Origin of the sequence: Rheinheimera mesophila (assembly GCF_000986865.1) — a bacterium.
Classification (GTDB): domain Bacteria; phylum Pseudomonadota; class Gammaproteobacteria; order Enterobacterales; family Alteromonadaceae; genus Pararheinheimera; species Pararheinheimera mesophila.
The window spans coordinates 24,386-41,139 of record NZ_LAVS01000018.1 but is presented as its reverse complement, the minus strand read 5'-3'; the positions used below and the strand labels follow the sequence as shown (position 1 = coordinate 41,139).

19 protein-coding genes are annotated in these 16,754 nt (G+C 49.3%); 3 read left to right on the top strand and 16 right to left on the bottom strand.

The window, feature by feature from the left end; translation table 11 throughout:
* Positions 1–4: 4 nt before the first annotated feature.
* Together SD53_RS08610 and SD53_RS08605 are read right to left on the bottom strand one after the other, a co-directional pair.
* Positions 5–1,582 (bottom strand): GMC family oxidoreductase, encoded by a 1,578-nt coding sequence (locus tag SD53_RS08610; protein ID WP_046519828.1) that lies wholly within the window; start codon positions 1,580–1,582, stop codon positions 5–7.
* Positions 1,579–2,076 carry a hypothetical protein gene (locus SD53_RS08605; protein WP_046519827.1) on the bottom strand — a complete coding sequence of 166 codons (498 nt, stop codon included), beginning with the start codon at positions 2,074–2,076 and terminating at the stop codon, positions 1,579–1,581. The genes SD53_RS08610 and SD53_RS08605 overlap by 4 nt, the downstream gene beginning before the upstream one ends.
* A 72-nt stretch (positions 2,077–2,148) precedes the next feature.
* Here SD53_RS08605 and SD53_RS08600 point away from each other — a divergent pair, with 72 nt between their 5' ends.
* Positions 2,149–3,141 carry a hydrolase gene (locus SD53_RS08600; protein WP_046519826.1) on the top strand — a complete coding sequence of 331 codons (993 nt, stop codon included), beginning with the start codon at positions 2,149–2,151 and terminating at the stop codon, positions 3,139–3,141.
* Positions 3,141–3,395: a YheU family protein gene (locus SD53_RS08595; RefSeq protein WP_046519825.1), complete on the top strand. Its 255-nt coding sequence runs from the start codon at positions 3,141–3,143 to the stop codon at positions 3,393–3,395. The genes SD53_RS08600 and SD53_RS08595 overlap by 1 nt, the downstream gene beginning before the upstream one ends.
* Before the next feature lie 5 nt (positions 3,396–3,400).
* Here the strand turns inward: SD53_RS08595 and cysQ are convergent, their stop codons facing one another.
* Positions 3,401–4,228, bottom strand: a complete 828-nt coding sequence (gene cysQ / locus SD53_RS08590; RefSeq protein WP_046519824.1) for a 3'(2'),5'-bisphosphate nucleotidase CysQ — start codon at positions 4,226–4,228, stop codon at positions 3,401–3,403.
* A complete protein-coding gene (gene nudE, locus SD53_RS08585) occupies positions 4,215–4,793 on the bottom strand; it encodes an ADP compounds hydrolase NudE (RefSeq protein ID WP_046519846.1) in 579 nt (192 codons plus the stop codon). The genes cysQ and nudE overlap by 14 nt, the downstream gene beginning before the upstream one ends.
* A 61-nt stretch (positions 4,794–4,854) precedes the next feature.
* Here nudE and yrfG point away from each other — a divergent pair, with 61 nt between their 5' ends.
* On the top strand, positions 4,855–5,544 hold the full coding sequence (gene yrfG / locus SD53_RS08580; RefSeq protein ID WP_046519823.1) for a GMP/IMP nucleotidase: 690 nt from the start codon (positions 4,855–4,857) through the stop codon (positions 5,542–5,544).
* On the opposite strand, the gene SD53_RS08575 is transcribed toward yrfG, so the two are convergent.
* The 12 genes from SD53_RS08575 to gspC are packed head-to-tail and all read right to left on the bottom strand — an operon-like array spanning position 5,519 to position 16,711.
* Positions 5,519–6,277 carry a type II secretion system protein N gene (locus SD53_RS08575; protein ID WP_046519822.1) on the bottom strand — a complete coding sequence of 253 codons (759 nt, stop codon included), beginning with the start codon at positions 6,275–6,277 and terminating at the stop codon, positions 5,519–5,521. The genes yrfG and SD53_RS08575 overlap by 26 nt on opposite strands.
* On the bottom strand, positions 6,278–6,742 hold the full coding sequence (locus SD53_RS08570; RefSeq protein WP_046519821.1) for a type II secretion system protein M: 465 nt from the start codon (positions 6,740–6,742) through the stop codon (positions 6,278–6,280).
* Positions 6,739–7,929, bottom strand: a complete 1,191-nt coding sequence (gspL, locus tag SD53_RS08565) for a type II secretion system protein GspL (protein ID WP_046519820.1) — start codon at positions 7,927–7,929, stop codon at positions 6,739–6,741. Before gspL ends, SD53_RS08570 begins: the two co-directional genes overlap by 4 nt.
* Positions 7,926–8,906, bottom strand: coding sequence for a type II secretion system minor pseudopilin GspK (gene gspK / locus SD53_RS08560; protein ID WP_046519819.1), 981 nt, complete (start codon positions 8,904–8,906; stop codon positions 7,926–7,928). Before gspK ends, gspL begins: the two co-directional genes overlap by 4 nt.
* Complete coding sequence (gspJ, locus tag SD53_RS08555) at positions 8,906–9,517, bottom strand: type II secretion system minor pseudopilin GspJ (protein ID WP_046519818.1); 612 nt, start codon at positions 9,515–9,517, stop codon at positions 8,906–8,908. The genes gspK and gspJ overlap by 1 nt, the downstream gene beginning before the upstream one ends.
* A complete protein-coding gene (gene gspI, locus SD53_RS08550) occupies positions 9,504–9,875 on the bottom strand; it encodes a type II secretion system minor pseudopilin GspI (protein WP_046519817.1) in 372 nt (123 codons plus the stop codon). Before gspI ends, gspJ begins: the two co-directional genes overlap by 14 nt.
* Positions 9,872–10,510 (bottom strand): type II secretion system minor pseudopilin GspH, encoded by a 639-nt coding sequence (gene gspH / locus SD53_RS08545; protein WP_046519816.1) that lies wholly within the window; start codon positions 10,508–10,510, stop codon positions 9,872–9,874. The genes gspI and gspH overlap by 4 nt, the downstream gene beginning before the upstream one ends.
* A 3-nt stretch (positions 10,511–10,513) precedes the next feature.
* A complete protein-coding gene (gene gspG, locus SD53_RS08540) occupies positions 10,514–10,951 on the bottom strand; it encodes a type II secretion system major pseudopilin GspG (protein ID WP_046519815.1) in 438 nt (145 codons plus the stop codon).
* A 3-nt stretch (positions 10,952–10,954) separates the two neighbouring features.
* Positions 10,955–12,175 (bottom strand): type II secretion system inner membrane protein GspF, encoded by a 1,221-nt coding sequence (gene gspF, locus SD53_RS08535; RefSeq protein WP_046519814.1) that lies wholly within the window; start codon positions 12,173–12,175, stop codon positions 10,955–10,957.
* Positions 12,175–13,683, bottom strand: coding sequence for a type II secretion system ATPase GspE (gene gspE / locus SD53_RS08530; RefSeq protein WP_046519813.1), 1,509 nt, complete (start codon positions 13,681–13,683; stop codon positions 12,175–12,177). The genes gspF and gspE overlap by 1 nt, the downstream gene beginning before the upstream one ends.
* Positions 13,683–15,776, bottom strand: coding sequence for a type II secretion system secretin GspD (gene gspD, locus SD53_RS08525; protein WP_046519812.1), 2,094 nt, complete (start codon positions 15,774–15,776; stop codon positions 13,683–13,685). The genes gspE and gspD overlap by 1 nt, the downstream gene beginning before the upstream one ends.
* Positions 15,777–15,802: 26 nt before the next feature.
* Positions 15,803–16,711 carry a type II secretion system protein GspC gene (gene gspC, locus SD53_RS08520; RefSeq protein WP_046519811.1) on the bottom strand — a complete coding sequence of 303 codons (909 nt, stop codon included), beginning with the start codon at positions 16,709–16,711 and terminating at the stop codon, positions 15,803–15,805.
* Positions 16,712–16,754 lie beyond the last annotated feature (43 nt).

The following is a 16,754-nucleotide window of genomic DNA, read 5'->3' as shown; positions in this document are numbered from 1 at the left end:
TTGCTCAGGTGCGGAGCTGTTTAATTAAAGCTTCGGTATTTCGTAGCGTTAATGCGTAGATCGTCAGTTGCGGATTAGCGCCAAGGCTGGAAGGTAATATCGAGCCATCAAAGACAGATAAATTTTCTAATTGATGATGACGCCCCACTAAATTGACTACGCCTTTGGCCGGAACTGCACTCATATTGGCTCCTCCCATCACGTGCGCAGAGGCTAAAGTAGCCCGGTACTTCTGCAGAGGCAAAGCCTTTATCGCCTGCCTGGCCTGACGCCAGCCGGAATATAGCTGAGCGTCCTGATGAATAGGTAAAACCGACCTGGCACCAGCCGCAAATTGCAGTTCAGCCATCGCCAGATAAGCATGTTGAACACCCTGCCACAGATAGTCCGACATGGGGTAATCCACCAGGGGCTCGCCATGATCGGAGAGTACTACTGTACCGCCCTGACTATCCGGATGAAAACCATCCCGCAGCAACGCAATCACCACCTGTAACTGATTAAACTGCTGCATTAATGCAGCATGAGATTCGGCCAGGCCTGTTAATTTAGTCGCCATCAACACCGGATGCAGCGGCGGTACTTCTAATTTAAAGCCAGCCTGCCCATTCGAAGGCCAGACAAACTGATCAGAGTAAATCGACTGAGGTGCGCCGCTGTGGCCGGCTATAGTCTCTTCAAATAATGCGCCCGAAATCACACTGGGGTGCAAATAGGTATGTTTACCTAAGCGTCTGGACGGGTTCGGTACGTTGGAGCGCAGCAATAAAGCTGGTGAGCCGATAGCCCCGGCAGCGACTATGTAATGTGTGGCTTTAAAGCTAAGCTTTATTCTGAAATCAGGCTGAAAATACTGGTCTACAGGCACAGCCAGCAGAGACTGCACCTGTTCGTGCTGCCATTTTAATTCGCGGGCTGAGACGCGGCTAATCAGCATAGCGCCTGCTTGCATCGCCGATGGGATAGTACTGACCAGCATCGACTGCTTGGCATTCATAGGGCAGCCCATACCACAATAGCCCAGATTGGCACAGCCACTGACATTGCGGTTGATCACAGTGTATTGCCAGCCCAGAGCCTCGCAGCCTTGTCGCAATTTATCGTTATTGGCATTAGGTGGCACTGGCCAGGGATGAATATTCAGCCGCTGCTCTGCTTGCTGAAAATAAGCAGCTAAATTCTCTGAGCTACAGTCCGAGCCAAATTCAGCGCGCCAATAATCCAGAGTTTTTTCTGGTGTACGAATAGAAGTGGTCCAGTTGACTGTCGTCGAACCGCCCACGGTGCGGCCCTGCAATATGCCGATACTTTGGTCCAGCGTTTTACGGCCTGCACCATCCTGATAGAGTTGAGGGTAAGCCCAACGTTCTTGCTGTTTAAAATCTTTGCCCTCATGCAATGCGCCCATTTCCAGCAAAATCACTCTGAATCCGGCCAGACTCAATTGTTCGGCAGCCATAGCGCCGCCAGCACCAGAGCCTACGATCACTACATCAGTTTCAAACTGCTGGTCTGCGGTTAGACTGGACGCATCTAAATACGACCAACCAGAGGCAATGCCCTCAGCAATCAAATTTTTCATGGATTAAACTCCGGCGCGCTGTACTGCAAAGCCAACCAGTGGTGTGGCTGGCCATAAAAAGCACCGTAAATAAGCTCACGTAAACCGCAAAAAGCTTGCTGTAACAGCGAAAAATAACTATCACGCCAGCTTAATAACAAATCCAGCCGCATTGACAGCGGCAAATCGGCCAGATGCAACCACTGCCCTGTTAACGCCAGCCGCGCTAAATCCTGTTGCAGTAAGTCAAACAGTTGCTGTAGCTGTTGTTGCTGACTTGGTGGCAGGTAAGCAAGAAATTGCAGTATTTCATCTCTGGTCTTTGTTAACGCTAACTGCTGGGCTGGCATCTCAGCGGGCAGAGCGCCCATTAACACAGCAGGTAATAACGCGTCCAACACCAGAACAGCGGCATTGTCACTGCCTTGCAGGCTTTGATGCTGATATACTGTGTAGCCTGTGCTGGCGGCTAAGGTCAGCGCAACAGAGCGGAAAATAAACTGGCGTCTGTTCATTGTTATTGTGGTCCGGCCAGAGAAAGTGATCTTGATTGTTAAGTAGGACTGTTGATTTTGCAAGCCCCCGAAATGGTAAAACTTCCCCCGGCTTTTAAACCCGCCTGGTGGCTGCGTAACTGCCATCTGCAAACTATAGTGGCGAAGTACCTGGCTCCACATCATGTAGTGGCGACAGAAACAGAAATGCTGGCTTTGCCGGATGGTGATCATATTCAGCTCAACTGGACGGAAAAACCTGAGCTGGCCGCAGACAAGCCGATAGTGGTGGTGTTGCATGGTCTGGAAGGGAATATCCACAGTCACTATGCAGCCGGCATGTTGCAGGCTTTGCAACAACAGGGATTTATCGCTGTGCTGATGCATTTTCGCGGCTGTAATGGGGTCGCGAATCGTTTACCACGGGCCTACCATTCGGGCGACACTGCCGATCTGGCTTTTCTGATTAGTCAGATTCAGTTGCGTTATCCGGGCCGCTCGCTGGCTGCTATAGGCTTTTCTTTAGGCGGCAACGTACTGGTGAAGTATTGTGGTGAACAAGGGCCGCATTGTGTATTAAAAGCCGCTGTGGCTGTGTCTGCGCCGCTGGCATTGGCTCCCAGCGCCCAGCGCATTAATCAGGGAGGTAGCAAAATCTATCAGCAATACCTGTTAAGGCGCCTCAAAGCCACCATGATGCGTAAACTGGACCGGCATAAAGACTTTCCATTACCAGTCAGCAAAGCACAAATTCTGGCGTTAAAAACTATCCGCGACTTTGATGATTTATTGACGGCGCCACTGCATGGCTTCCAGAATGCCGATGATTATTACCAAAAATCCAGCGGTAAAGCTTTTTTAAAGCATGTACGTGTGCCGCTGTTATTAGTACACGCCCAAGATGATCCGTTTTTATCCCCGGCTGTGTTACCCAAAGCCGATGAAATACCGCCTCATGTACAGTTGTTGTTGTCCCGCCATGGCGGGCATGTTGGCTTTGTCACAGGCAACAAGCCTTTTAAAGCTGAGTATTATCTGGAACAACAGCTACCGCCTTATCTGGCGCAATTTATAGGAAAACCCTGATGTTACTTATTCCTTATGAGCAATTAGCCACCGATACGCTGGATGCTCTGATTGAAGCTTTTGTCTTACGTGAGGGGACAGAGTACGGCGAGCAGGACGTTAGCCTGAGTGATAAAGTCGCGCAGGTAAAAAGTCAGTTACACGCCAATCAGCTAGTGATTTTATACTCTGAACTGCATGAAAGTGTGGACATCATCACCACACAGCAATGGCGACAATTGGTGAAACAGGGCGAGATTGACGCGGATTTGTAACCCCCTCAGTCCAGAGTCCGGGTCGCACTGTGGGCCCGGATCAATTCATTCCAAGGCACTTCTGAGCGGCCTATCACTATAAAATCCGGGTTCGACAGCGTCTCGCGTTGGTTATAACTTAAAGGGGCAAATTGACTATCAAGAATTTTTCCGCCCGCTTCTTCAACTATCACATGCACAGCCGCCGTATCCCACTCACCGGTCGGCCCCAGACGCAGGTAGCAGTCAGCCCCACCTTCCGCAACCAAACAGCTTTTTAATGAACAACTGCCAAGCGCTATAAATTGTGAGCACGCGGGTTTGTTCAATAACTGATGGATATGCTCGATCGGCTGACGGCGACTCACCGCTATTTTGAGGCGGTCACCAGATTGATGCTGATTCACCTGAATACGGTTAATCAGATGCTGTTGCTGTTTAAAGGCACCATGCCCCCGGGTCGCGTAATACCAGGTCTGCTCCTTCGGCCAATAAATCACCCCCAACACAGGCCAGCCATGCTCAACCAGCGCTATGCTGACGGCAAAATCACCGCTGCGGGCAATAAACTCCTGGGTGCCGTCCATCGGATCAATCAGCCAGTACCGTGGCCAGTCCTGACGCTGACGCAGCGGCAGCAAATGCATTTCTTCAGAAACGATTGGAATATCTGGAGCCAGCTCAGTTAAGGCATGCAAAATAAGCGCATTTGCAGCCAAATCAGCACTGGTCACCGGGCTTTCATCTGCTTTGTGTTTGGCTTCATACTGGCCACTCTGGTAGATCGACCATAAGGTATCTCCAGCGGCTCGAGCTGCTTCTTTAACAGGTTCTAATAACCTACTTAAAAACATCCTGATGCTTGTCCAGATAATCTCGGGCTAAAAACAAGGCCGCTATGCTGCGGGCCTCAGTGAAATCGCTTTGAGCCAACAATTCAAACTGTTGTTGCCACTGCCCTATCACCAACTCCAGTGGCTCGGGTTCATCACCAGGCAAACTGGAGGCAGTTAAATCCAAAGCTAATACAATATGCATTGTAGCACTAAAGTATCCCGGAGCTAAGGCCACGGTTTTTAATGGAATTAACCGAGCCGCCTTAAAACCTATCTCTTCCTGTAATTCGCGATTAGCCGCCTCAACTACTGTTTCACCCGGATCGATTAAGCCCTTTGGAAAACCCAACTGATAATCATGGGTGCCAGCGCAGTATTCACGTATTAAATAAAAACTATCAGGTTCAGGGCAGGCCACCACCATCACAGCGCCACGACCTCCGCCTTTCATCCGCTCGTAAGTCCGTTTTTCGCCGTTGCTAAACTGCAAATCCAACTGTTCAATTTTAAACAGCCGACTTTCAGCAACCAATTTTTGTTCTAAAATTTGCGGCTTTTCTTTGTCGCCGTCGCACTGCGCCATAAAACTGCCTCTGCTACAATGGGCCATCGCCTTACTATAAATGGATTAGCTGGAAAAACCTATGCTGGACTGGAGACAAATTGATACCGTGTTGCTGGATATGGACGGTACTTTGCTGGATTTACACTTCGACAACTACTTCTGGCTGGAACATTTACCCAAACGCTGGGCTGAGTTGAGTGGCATCAGTGTGGCCGAAGCAAAGCAGCAGTTGGAGGCTGAATACCAAGAGCTGAACGGCAAAATTGAGTGGTATTGTCTGGATTACTGGAGCAAAAGGCTGTCTTTGCCTATTACGGAACTAAAGCGGGAAGTGATGGATAAAATCCAGATGCGCCCTGATACCCCAGCCTTTTTAACCGCATTAAAAAACTCTGGCCGCCAAGTGATACTGGTGACCAACGCCCATCCGGATTCCTTGTCGTTAAAAATCGAGCGCACTACTCTTGCCAGCTACATCGATACATTGGTATCGACTCATGAATTTGGTGTTACTAAAGAACAACAGGAATTATGGCAGCAATTACAGCAGCGGTTTGGCTTTGATCCGAAGCGCACTTTATTTGTTGATGACAGCTTGCCTATCCTTCAATCCGCTCAACGTTTTGGTATAGGGCATTTATTGGCAGTCGCCAATCCGGACAGCCAAAAACCCAGCAGAGCTATCACTGAGTTTCCGGCTATAGAAGATTATTCGGTATTGCTGGCGGGCATCAAAGGTGCAGCTAACGGCTCTGTAATTTCAGAGTAAAACGCCCTTCGGCATCCGGCTGACCAACAAACTGCATCGCCTGATGCACTTCTTTTGGCAAGCTGGCGTCTGGTTTAAGCGTGCCATTAAGCTGATAACTGCCCTGCTCTCCAATCAGTGCAGTCACATTCAGTGCCAGTGGATTAGCGGGTTCAGTCACCAGTTGTAACTGCCCCTGCTCACAGCTTAAATTCGCATCTATGGCTTTTAAATCTATCCAGCCGGAAGGTGCCTGAAACTTGGCATCTAACCAGCTTGCTTTACCTGCCAGTTGCTCACACCAGGGTTGTCCCCAACTGAACTGCTCAATATTCAGCAGCATAGTGCCGCTGGCCGCCACCTGAAACGGCAGACGTAATTTCAGTAAAGGGATGATAGGTTCAACCGGCAAACGTAACTGGCTGCTTTGAAGCTCTAATCCGGAGAAACCATAAGAAAGCTGGGCTTTGGCATAAGGTAAAGCCGTCTGGCGAATTTGGCCAATATCCAGCGATAACGCCAGTTTTCCTGTTAATAAAGCCCAGGGTTTTAATTGCCAGTTGACCTGCTGCAGCACGTAACCATTCAGTGATACCGCCTGGATCTGGCCTTGCCATAAAGTGCCGCTGACCGGCCCTAACTGGACTTGTGGCGGTAAAGTGACCAGTTTCAACCACCAGGCGGCCGGTGCCAGGATCACTAAAAACACCAGATAAAGGCCAAAAGCGGCCGGTATTATTTTTTTATAATTCATTTACGACTCAACCAATAAACGACGGACACGCACCATACCGGGTGCATCGGCCAGCGCCACATCCAACTGCACTATGCTGACATTGTGCTGATACTGTAGTTCATGCAACCAGGCCAGCAATTGATCAAAGCTGATATCATTCAGCATCACTTGCATCTGGTCATTTTGTGGTTGCATCCGGCTGACCTGAATCTTGTGACTGCGTGCACTGGAGCTGATCAGATCGGTCAGACTGCCCTGAACCTTGGTCTGAGCAGAAACCACAGGGTAACTGCGAACCTGCAATAATTGCTGGCTGAGCTGTTGCAGTTGTTGCTGCTGAGTCTGATAACTCTGGTGCAACGGAGCCCACACTATCCAGTAGAACGCTGCTATCACCAAAGTTACGGCTGCACCCAGTACTAGCTGTTGTTCACGTTTTTGCAGCGACTGCCACCAGCTTTGGAGTTGTTGCATTTGGCTCATGTTTTCACCTTCATCGCTACTGTGCCCTGAACTTTGCCACCTTCATTACTCAAGGCTCCTTGTTTTACTTCAAAGCCTTTTTGCTCCAACCGGGTTTTTAAGTTGTCAAACCGCTGGAAGCTGTCGGCTTCAGCCTGAAACCGCAGTTCGCTGGTTTTTTGGTCATACTTTAAATTATCTAAACGCACATTCGTGGTTGCCGCCAGCTCCTGCTGTAAATCAGTCAGCAGGCTAAATAAACTGGCATCCTGCACTGCTCCTGCACCTTGTAATTTACGCGCCAGTTGACGGGGGATATCACGGGTCGACTCCGCCGGAAAGCGGCTTTTATACAAAGTCACCAGCTCAGCTTTTTGCTGTTGCAACAGTTGTGCTTGCTGCCATACCTGAACGCCTAAAGTGATCAGATAGACAGCCAGACAGGCTGCGCCTATTGCAATCGAGCTTTGCCATAAAGACCAGACTTTGTTGCGGGCTTTTTTCGGGGCGTATTGCCCCTGTAGCAGGCTAAAACGTTGGTCTGGCAGTTGCTGCGCTAATAAAGCTAAAGGCAATTCAGGCTCTGCCGCCTGCACATTTTGCAGTAACTCTGCTGGCCAGGGGCTGTAACTGTGAATTAAGTCAATGTTTGCCAGGCTTAAAAAATCCGGCCACCAACCAGCTTCAATACTGGATGCCTGCCATGGTCCCTGGCGCAATAACCATTGGCCAGCCAACTCAATAGCCGAAGCGCCATCCTGATGCAAAGGTAATAACAAGGCATCGGGCAACAGTTGCATTGGCTGAAAACCTGCCACCACCAGCGAACCGACCCACTGTTCCAGTTGCACTTTTTTACACAAAGCCACTTGCTGCCAGTACTCCTTGCCGCGCTGCTGGCATTGCCCTAAGGCCAAATACAATTGCTCTATGTCCTCGGCATGCTCCTCTTCGAGCATATAAGGCAAAGCCTGAATAATTTGCCGGTTCGGTTTTGAAGGTAACAGCACCTCACTTAACACCACATCAGCGGCTGGCACTAAAGCCACCACAGGACGACGGCCCAAACGCTCGGACAAGGCCGACAGCTCATCGGCAGAGGCCAACTGCCCTGATGCGATAATCTCTTTAGTAACGGCGGACCAGACCAACCAACTGATAGGCTGCTGTGGCTGACTGCCCAGTCTTATTATTAATTGTTCGTTCACCACTGGCCTCCAAACCGCCGCGCTATCACTTTTACGTTTTGTTGCTCATCAATCACCAGCACAGATGCCAGATTAAACACGGTATCCATATAAGTCACTGTGGTTTCGAGCAAAAAATAATTCGAATTTATTGCCATCATGGCTTTGACCTCGTCGCTGACGCTGATACTGGCCAACTGCGGACTGGCCCAGACTTCATCCAGAGTAGCAAAGCCCTCCTCCGGTCTGCTGCCGATTAAATCTGACGCCGCACTCTCATCCAGCTCAGGAATATAAGCCGACAACAAAGCGGCATTTTCGGCCGTGATCGTATTCAGATTCAGCTTGCTGCTACTGACTTTTGGGATCACACAAACCCAGGGCCGTACCAATTCATAATCTGCCGGAGTTAAGTCCAGCATAACCCGCAATTCAGAGACCGACCCCATTAAACTATTGGCGGTATAAAACGGCATCTGCAAACCTGCATAGTCATCCTGCTCAGCGCCACCTGCAATTTGCAACACACTATCAGCGTCCAGCCAATCACTGATACGGGCCGTTAAATATTCAGCCGGCATCGACAAATCTGTCGCTTTTAGTTCGAGCAAGCGCTGAAAAGCTTTTTGACTCGGGGTCTGGCCTGCCCCCACCTGCTGTTGATCCGCAGGCCGCAGTAAATTATTTAAGTTAAAACAGCTTTGTAAATCAATCAGCTTGCCAGTAATGGTACCGTTATCAACCGGAAAGGTAGCGCCAAGCTGAGCCCAATCCTGCGACAAATTTACTGTCTCTTTGCCCGCCACTGTGCTTTTCAGCAGGCGAATACTGGCTTGCTCTGCCGCTATGCCATACCAGTAGGCTTGTTGTTGTTGCTGTAAATTCAATTGTCGCTGCAACTGCAACTGCAGACGGCCGCTCATAGCCACGGCGATGACAACCACAAACGCGACAATCATCATCACCACCACTAATGCCACACCAGCTTGACGGCGCATCAGGTTAATCCGTTCATCAGGGTATAAAAACGCCGCATTTCGCCCAGTTGCTCATGAGTGATGGTCAATCGTATCGCTTTGGGCAACTTCTGATCATTCCAGGTTTCCAACCATTCTTCGTCTTTTAAAAATTCCACTTTAAAACCTGTGACTCTATCCAGCAGAGGCTGCACTTTGGGCTCAGTGCCCGTCACTGCATCCGGAAATAAACTAAACAGCCTCTCAATTTTGCCTTCACGAAAACGATAGCCGACGGCCTGAATTTCGCTGCGCGGCAGCACCATACCGGGGTTACGCCAGCCATTGTGCACAAAAGCAAAACCACCCTCTTCGCTTTCCAGCATCAGTTTGTCACCCAGCAAAGGCGATTTGACTGGTTCTTCCCCTTCCACCCTGATCTGCCTTGCGCTGATTTGGGCTAAATCCCGCTCCAGAATAAGGAAAAAACGTTGTATCTGTGCCAGACGCTCTGCCGCCTTTTGCGATGCGGCATCAGACTCTGTCACACTCGACAACACGCTGGCTGAGGCTAAACCCACCAATGCGAAAATGGCCATTGCCAGCAACATTTCAATAAAGGTAAAACCACGCGTAGTCCTATCGTTCAGCATCGGGTTTACCTACAAAGGTTTGTAACTGATACAGCACTTTTTCCGGGTTATCAGAAAGACTGACTTTCACAACCACAGCACTGAAATTAGCGTCTGCCGTTTTTTTAATTTCCTGTTGCCATAACCAGCTACGGTTAGCAAATTCGACAGTGTTCTGCTGGTTCTTCAGTGGCCAGGTTTTCTCCAGAAATACCGCATTTAACTGATTCTCGGCGACATACGCAGCAAAGGTCATATTCTCCAGATGAGAAATAGAGTTCATATGCTCAGAGGCGGTTTTCATCACAGCAGCCCCAGCCGTGGCAAATACCGCCATCGCGATCAGTAACTCTATCAGGGTAAAGCCTTTGCTTTTCATGGCCTGTCGTTTTCCACTTCGGATTTACTCAGCGGAATACTGTATTCACCTTTGAGCGCCTGATACCAAAACGGGCGCTCAGTTTCATCCGCTAATACCAACTGAAAAGGGCTGATATCGCCGGAAGATAAAATATAGATATTAGGCAGCAGAGGTTTTTCGCGGCGTGCTCCCTGCCCCGGCACTTTGTTGTCCTGGGTCCTCTTGTCATCCTCTGCTTCGGCGGCTTCTTCTTGCTGTTCCAGCAATTCTTCCTGCAGTTTACGGAACTCTTCCTGGCCTAAAACACTGTCTTCAGCCCAGCTTAAACCATCCAGCTCCAGCTCTGCCGCTATAGTGTCGGGCCAGGGGTGGAACTGCATAAACTTAGGTTCAGCCACTTCCAGCCACTTTTGACCATCGTGAACCAAAAACTGATAGCCTTTGTCGTTCAGCACTAAGCCAAAATCCTGTTGCTTTAAAACGGCGGTTTCAGACAGCACCTGCACCAATTGTTGCAACCTGTCTGTTTCTTTTTGAATACGAGCGGGTCTGGACTCACTGACAAAATTCACCACCACGTAGGACGCCATCAAGCCCAGTAACAGCATCACTAACATGATTTCCAGCAATGTAAAACCGCGGTGGTGTTTCATTTTTTAGTTTTGCTGCTCTTCCGGTGCATCCAGATTCCAGTTGCCTATATCGTCCTCTGTACCGGCAACACGGTCTGGTCCCATTGAAAACACATCAATACGTCCCATCTCACCCGGACTGACTAACTGATAATCGTTGTCCCATGGATCTTTTTGTAAACGTTTAATAAAACCACCTTCAGGGAAAGAGCGTGGTACGGGCTCAGACGTCGCTTGTGTCACCAGGGCCTGCAAACCTTGTTCAGTGGTTGGGTAAAAGCCATTATCCAGCTTGTACAAATCCAACGCGTTTTCCAACTGCTGAATATCCACCACTACTTTTTGTCTGGCCGCTTTTTCCTGATTGCCCATTAAATTCGGTACTACCATACTGGCAATCACCCCCAGGATAACGATAACAACCATCACTTCCAGCAGGGTAAAACCCTTTTGTTGTTGCATTTTCTAACCTCCGACTAAATTATTTAACGCCAAAATAGGCTGAAGAATCGCCATTACAATAAATAAAACTATGCCAGCCATCACGGCGACTAAAACAGGTTCAAACACTTTTAATGAGACAGTGACCAGGGTTTCAAATTCCTTGTCCTGTGTATTGGCTGCGCGCTCAAGCATGCCATCGAGCTGACCGCTTTTTTCACCGGAAGCAATCATATGCAGCATCATAGGTGGGAACAATTTGGTTTGTTCCAAGGCATTTTTCAGTGAAGAACCTTCACGGACTTTTAACGTAGCTTCCGCAATAGACTGGCGCATATAACTGTTATCCAGCACGTCGGCACTGATGCGCATGGCTTCGAGTAAAGGCACGGCACTGGCGTTGAGAATACTTAAAGTACGGGCAAAACGGGCGGTGTTTAACCCCCGGCTCACTTTACCTATCAAACCCAGTTTTAGCTGTCTTGTGTCCATCTTCAATTTAAAAGCAGGTTTTTTCATCGCTCTTTTAAAGGCGGCCACCGCCAAGAAAATCGCCAGCAGTACCAATAGGCCGTAGGCACGTAAAAAATCACTGGCAGCGATTAAAAATAAGGTGGAACCGGGCAAACTCTGGCCCATATGCTCAAACTGCCCAACAATTTGCGGCACCACCGCAGCTAACAAGATACTGATCACCGCGATGGCAAAAAAAGTCAAAATGGCCGGATACAACAAGGCCTGCATAATCTGACTACGCATATGCTGACGTTGCTCAGTGTAATCGGCTAACCGATTCAATACCGCATCCAAATGACCCGACTTTTCACCTGCCGCCACCATAGAGGTGAACAAGTGATCAAATACATAAGGAAACTCAGCCAGACCTTCAGCTAGACTATAACCTTCCACCACCTTAGACCGCACGGACATCATCATGCTGCGCAAACGGGCTTTGTCACATTGCTCTGACACTGCCAACAGCGCATTTTCTATAGGTAAACCTGCTTCAATCAGGGTCGACATCTGACGGGTGATCAAGGCCAGTTCACTGGCTTTGATGCCGGATTGGAACCATTTTTTACCGGACGCCAGCAGTTTTTCCTGCCGTGACGCCAGCTCTAAATTCAGTGGCGTCAGCTTTTGGTCACGCAGTAGCTGACGGGCCTGACGGGCATTATCGGCTTCCAGCACACCTTTACTGCGACGCCCTTTAGCGTCTATGGCCTGGTATTCAAAAGCTGGCACTACAGATCCTCTCGGGTCACACGCAACACTTCTTCCAGTGTGGTTTCACCCGCTAATACTTTACTGAAACCGTCCTGACGGATACTGGGGCTTTGAGTGCGAATATACTTTTCGATGGCCTGCTCACCTTTACCGTTATGGATCAGTTCACGGGTATGTTCATCCACCACCAGTAGCTCATGAATACCGGTCCGGCCACGATATCCCGTCTGGTTGCACTGCTCGCAGCCTACGGCGCGGTAAATCAGGGTGCCATCTTTTTTTGTCACGCCAAGTAAAGCCCGCTCTTCTTTATCAGGCTCATGGGCTTGTTTACAGTGCGGGCACAAGGTACGTACCAGACGCTGAGCCAAGACGCCCAGCAAGCTGGAGGAGAGTAAAAAGGGTTCAACCCCCATATCTTCCAGACGGGTGATAGCACCTGCGGCTGTATTGGTGTGCAACGTACTCAGTACCAGGTGACCAGTTAAACTGGCCTGTACTGCAATTTGAGCAGTTTCTAAGTCCCGGATCTCACCCACCATGACCACATCAGGGTCCTGACGCAAGATGGCACGCAAACCGCGGGCAAAGGTCATATTCACCTTGGTATTGACCTGGGTCTGGCCTATGCCTTCGAGTTCATATTCAATCGGATCTTCCACGGTCAGAATATTACGGTCTTTGGTGTTGATCTCGGTTAAACCTGCATACAAAGTGGTACTTTTACCCGAGCCTGTAGGCCCGGTTACCAGAATAATGCCGTGCGGTTTTAAAATTTGCTGTGAAAAACTTTGCTGCACAGCAGGAGTCATCCCCAGCTTACTCAGATCCAGGTGGGAGTTATTTTTGTCCAGTAAACGCAGCACCACCCGTTCGCCATGGCTGGACGGCATAGTGGAAACACGCACGTCTACGGCTCGCCCGGCAATACGCAGGCTGATACGGCCATCTTGCGGCACACGTTTTTCCGCGATGTCTAGCTTGGCCATTACCTTAATACGGGACACCAGCAGACTGGATAACTTACGGTTAGGTTTCAACACTTCCCGCAACACACCATCCACCCGGAAGCGCACCACCAGATTTTTTTCAAAGGTTTCAACATGAATATCTGAGGCGCCTAATTTGATCGCCTCGCCCAGCATGGCGTTGATCAATTTTATAATAGGCGCATCGTCTTCGTTTTCTAATAAGTCTTCGGTTTCCGGGATTTCATCCGCCAGTGAGGCTAAATCGACCTCATTGCCGATATCCTGCATGATTTGCTGCGCTTCGGACGAGTCTCTTTGGTAAGACGCTTCCAGCAGAGCGTCAAATTCAGTTTGCTGTAGCTTTTGCACTTTAAAAGGTGCGGATAACAACCGACGCACTTCAAGCAAAGCGGTCGGAGGCGTCTGAGGGTTTACATACAATAACCAACCGTCTGCCTGAGCCTGCAATAACACACCAAAACGTTTGGCAAAACCAAAGGGCAGCCGCACTTTGGCTACTGCAGGCTGTATCTCATTCCGATCAACGGCGGACATTAGTTATTCCCCTGCTCTGCAGGTTGTTCTGCAGATCCAGCCGCCGCTTTGTCCTGGGCTTGTTTTTTCTGCAAATATTCATCAAAAGTGGGCGGAATAATTAAGCTTTCATCAAATTCAGGCATAGCCGGTGTTTCGGCACCTGGCATCAGGTTGATACCTTTTTCGCCCTGCGCCAGTTGCTGCGCCCGGACATAGTTATATTTTCGCTGACTGACTTCACTGAGCAAACCGTCATCACGCATGATGGTTGGTTTGATGAAAATCATCAGGTTACGCTTACGTTTGCTGGAGGAAGTGGAGCGGAATAAAGCACCCAACACCGGAATATCTCCCAGCAGCGGCACTTTGGACTCACTTTGTTGTACATCTTCATCAATTAAACCACCCAGCACCACGGTAGCGCCATTATCAGCCAGGACAGTGGTTTTAATTTCCCTCTTCGCTACTATAGGGTTGCCTTCAATATCGCCGTTACGGCCTGATACTTCCTGCTCTATAGTCAGCTTCACCGCATTGCCTTCGTTAATCTGCGGTGTCACTTTTAATTTGATACCCACTTCCAGACGATCCAAAGTTGTAAAGGGGTTGGTACCGCCAGTCCCTGGACTTGTCGTGGTTTTAATTGGAATTTCTTCACCGACAATAAAAGACGATTCCTGATTATCTAAGGTGGTCAAGGAAGGTGTGGCAAGGATATTTGAGTTACTGTCCGTGGTGACAGCCTGTAAAATAGCACCCCAGTCATTTTTCACCACCCCCAGCATCATACCGGTCACACCACCTAAAGCTTCGCCCAACTGGGTGTAGTCACCATTCTGATCCGGATTCACTGTAGTAACACCAGTCTCCTCGTTAACCACCGTAGTGCCTTTGACTTCACGTGCAGCCGCCGCACCAGCCGCAATCTGGCTGATCGGCACAACACCGTTGTTAAACTGGGTTAAGCCCCCCTGGGCACTGATCCACTGCACCCCTAAGTTGGCCCCTGAGTTGTCTGCTACTTCGACGATAATGGCTTCAACCAACACCTGAGCCCGGCGAATATCCACCTGACGAATCACATCTTCCAGCGAACGTAAAACGTCGGGCTGAGCGGTGATCACCAGAGAGTTACTTTCAGCATGTGCTTCGATACTGACATCACGGCCCTTGGCTGAAGTTCGGGCGCCCTGCGCCTGGGCTGCGGCCCCCTGGGTTTCGGCCGCTATAGTGGCGCTGACGCCCTGTAATACTTTCACTAAATCTTCGGCTTTGGCGTACTTCAGGTAATAAACACGGGTATTACCCTGGTTTTCCAGTTCAGCATCTAAACGCTGCACTAAAGCGACCACACGTTGCCGGGCTTGGCGCTCGCCGCTGACAATCACACTGTTGGTGCGCTCATCCGCTACAATCTTCGGAATTAAGAAGTCAGGCTGTTCAGACTTACCCTGATTTTTGTAGATATTCTCCAGAATACGCACCACTTCAGCCGAAGATGCGTAACTGAGTTTAATAATTTCCAGATCCTGATCACCGGCTTTATCGACTCGGGAAATAATATCAACCAGCCGGTTTACCGTCTCTGCCTGGCCCGTCATCATGATCACATTCGATGGGTCGTAGTTGACTACGCTGCCGCCGCCACTTTGATCAACAAACTGACGTAACAACGGCGCTAATTCACGTACTGAAACGTTTTTCACCTGGACCACACGGGTCACCATTTCGTCACCCAGAGCCGCAGCATTGTCGCTGACCACAGGAATATTGGAGGTTTTTGCGTCTTTTTGCCGCACGACTTTCAGCACACCACTTTTCATTTCGACCACTGAAAAGTCATAGACTTCCAGCACGTTTAAAAAGAACTGGTAATACTGTTTTTCGTTCAGCATTTCATAGCTACGCACGTTAATACGGCCACGCACCTGAGGATCAACAATAATAGTTTTATTCAGATTCTTACCAACAATGTTGATAAATTCGTTGATGTCTGTGCCTTTAAAGTTTGGCTGATATTCAGTGGCTGTTGCAAAAAAACTCAACAGCGCCATAGCGCCTAAACCAAACCAACGGGAAATTTGCACACGAGAAGATGTCACTGACTTCATTAGAGTTTAACCATCTTAATTAATTATTATTGTGACAGACTAAAGACGATGTCTCTGGTCTGGCCGTCACGTTCAACTTTAATTGAAGCTTGTGTTGCTTCACGTAATTCATTCATGACCATCATGGCCTGTTGCATGTCATTCAGCGCAGTACCATTAATTTCTACTGCCACGTCGTTGGCTTTGAGGCCCATACGTTCAAATAATTCAGGGTCTTTACCCGGCATTACCCGATAGCCATAAAGCTGACCATTGCGGTATTGCGGTGAGGCGCGAACATAGTCAAAAAACTTCATCGGCTCTGACATCATTTCTTTGCGTACATCCGCCAGCTCTTCGGGCGCTGGTTGTGGTCCTTCCATCATAGGCTCTGGTTGCGGCTGATAAGATACTTCCTGCAAACCACCATTTTGCGCAGCCATTTGCTGATACTCGATGCCATCGAGCATCAGGGTCTCAAAACGGGATGACACTCTGAGCAAGACCCTGTCTTCAAATACCTGACTTAAGGTCGCGCTGGTGCCTTCAATTTTATCGTCCACGCCATAAGTCTGTTCTGTTCCCTGACTTTCTATCACCGCTGAGCCTTGTTCTGGTTTACCCGCTACCGAAACCACACCGGTCAGCTTGACATTCAACGTGGTTTTAGGCGCGGAAGAAGGCACAGCAACAGGCGCAGCTTCGGCTTGTTCTGCAGCTTTACCAAACAAACTGGCCGCCAGCAAGGTATTCAGATCCGGCGCGCCCGGCGCTGAGCTTGTCACTGTGGCACTAATAGGTTCTGCCTGCGGCGCAGGCAACAGTTGCCAACTTAATTTCGCCAACAACCAACAAAACAGCAAAACTAAAGCTCCGGACAACCAGAGATTCAGGCGCTGTTGTGGCAGACGGGTAAGCCATTCAACTGCAGGTCGGGTGGAAGCAAGCCAATTCATTCTTTAATAATTCTTTTACAAAACTCATTGCATCTTACCCAGT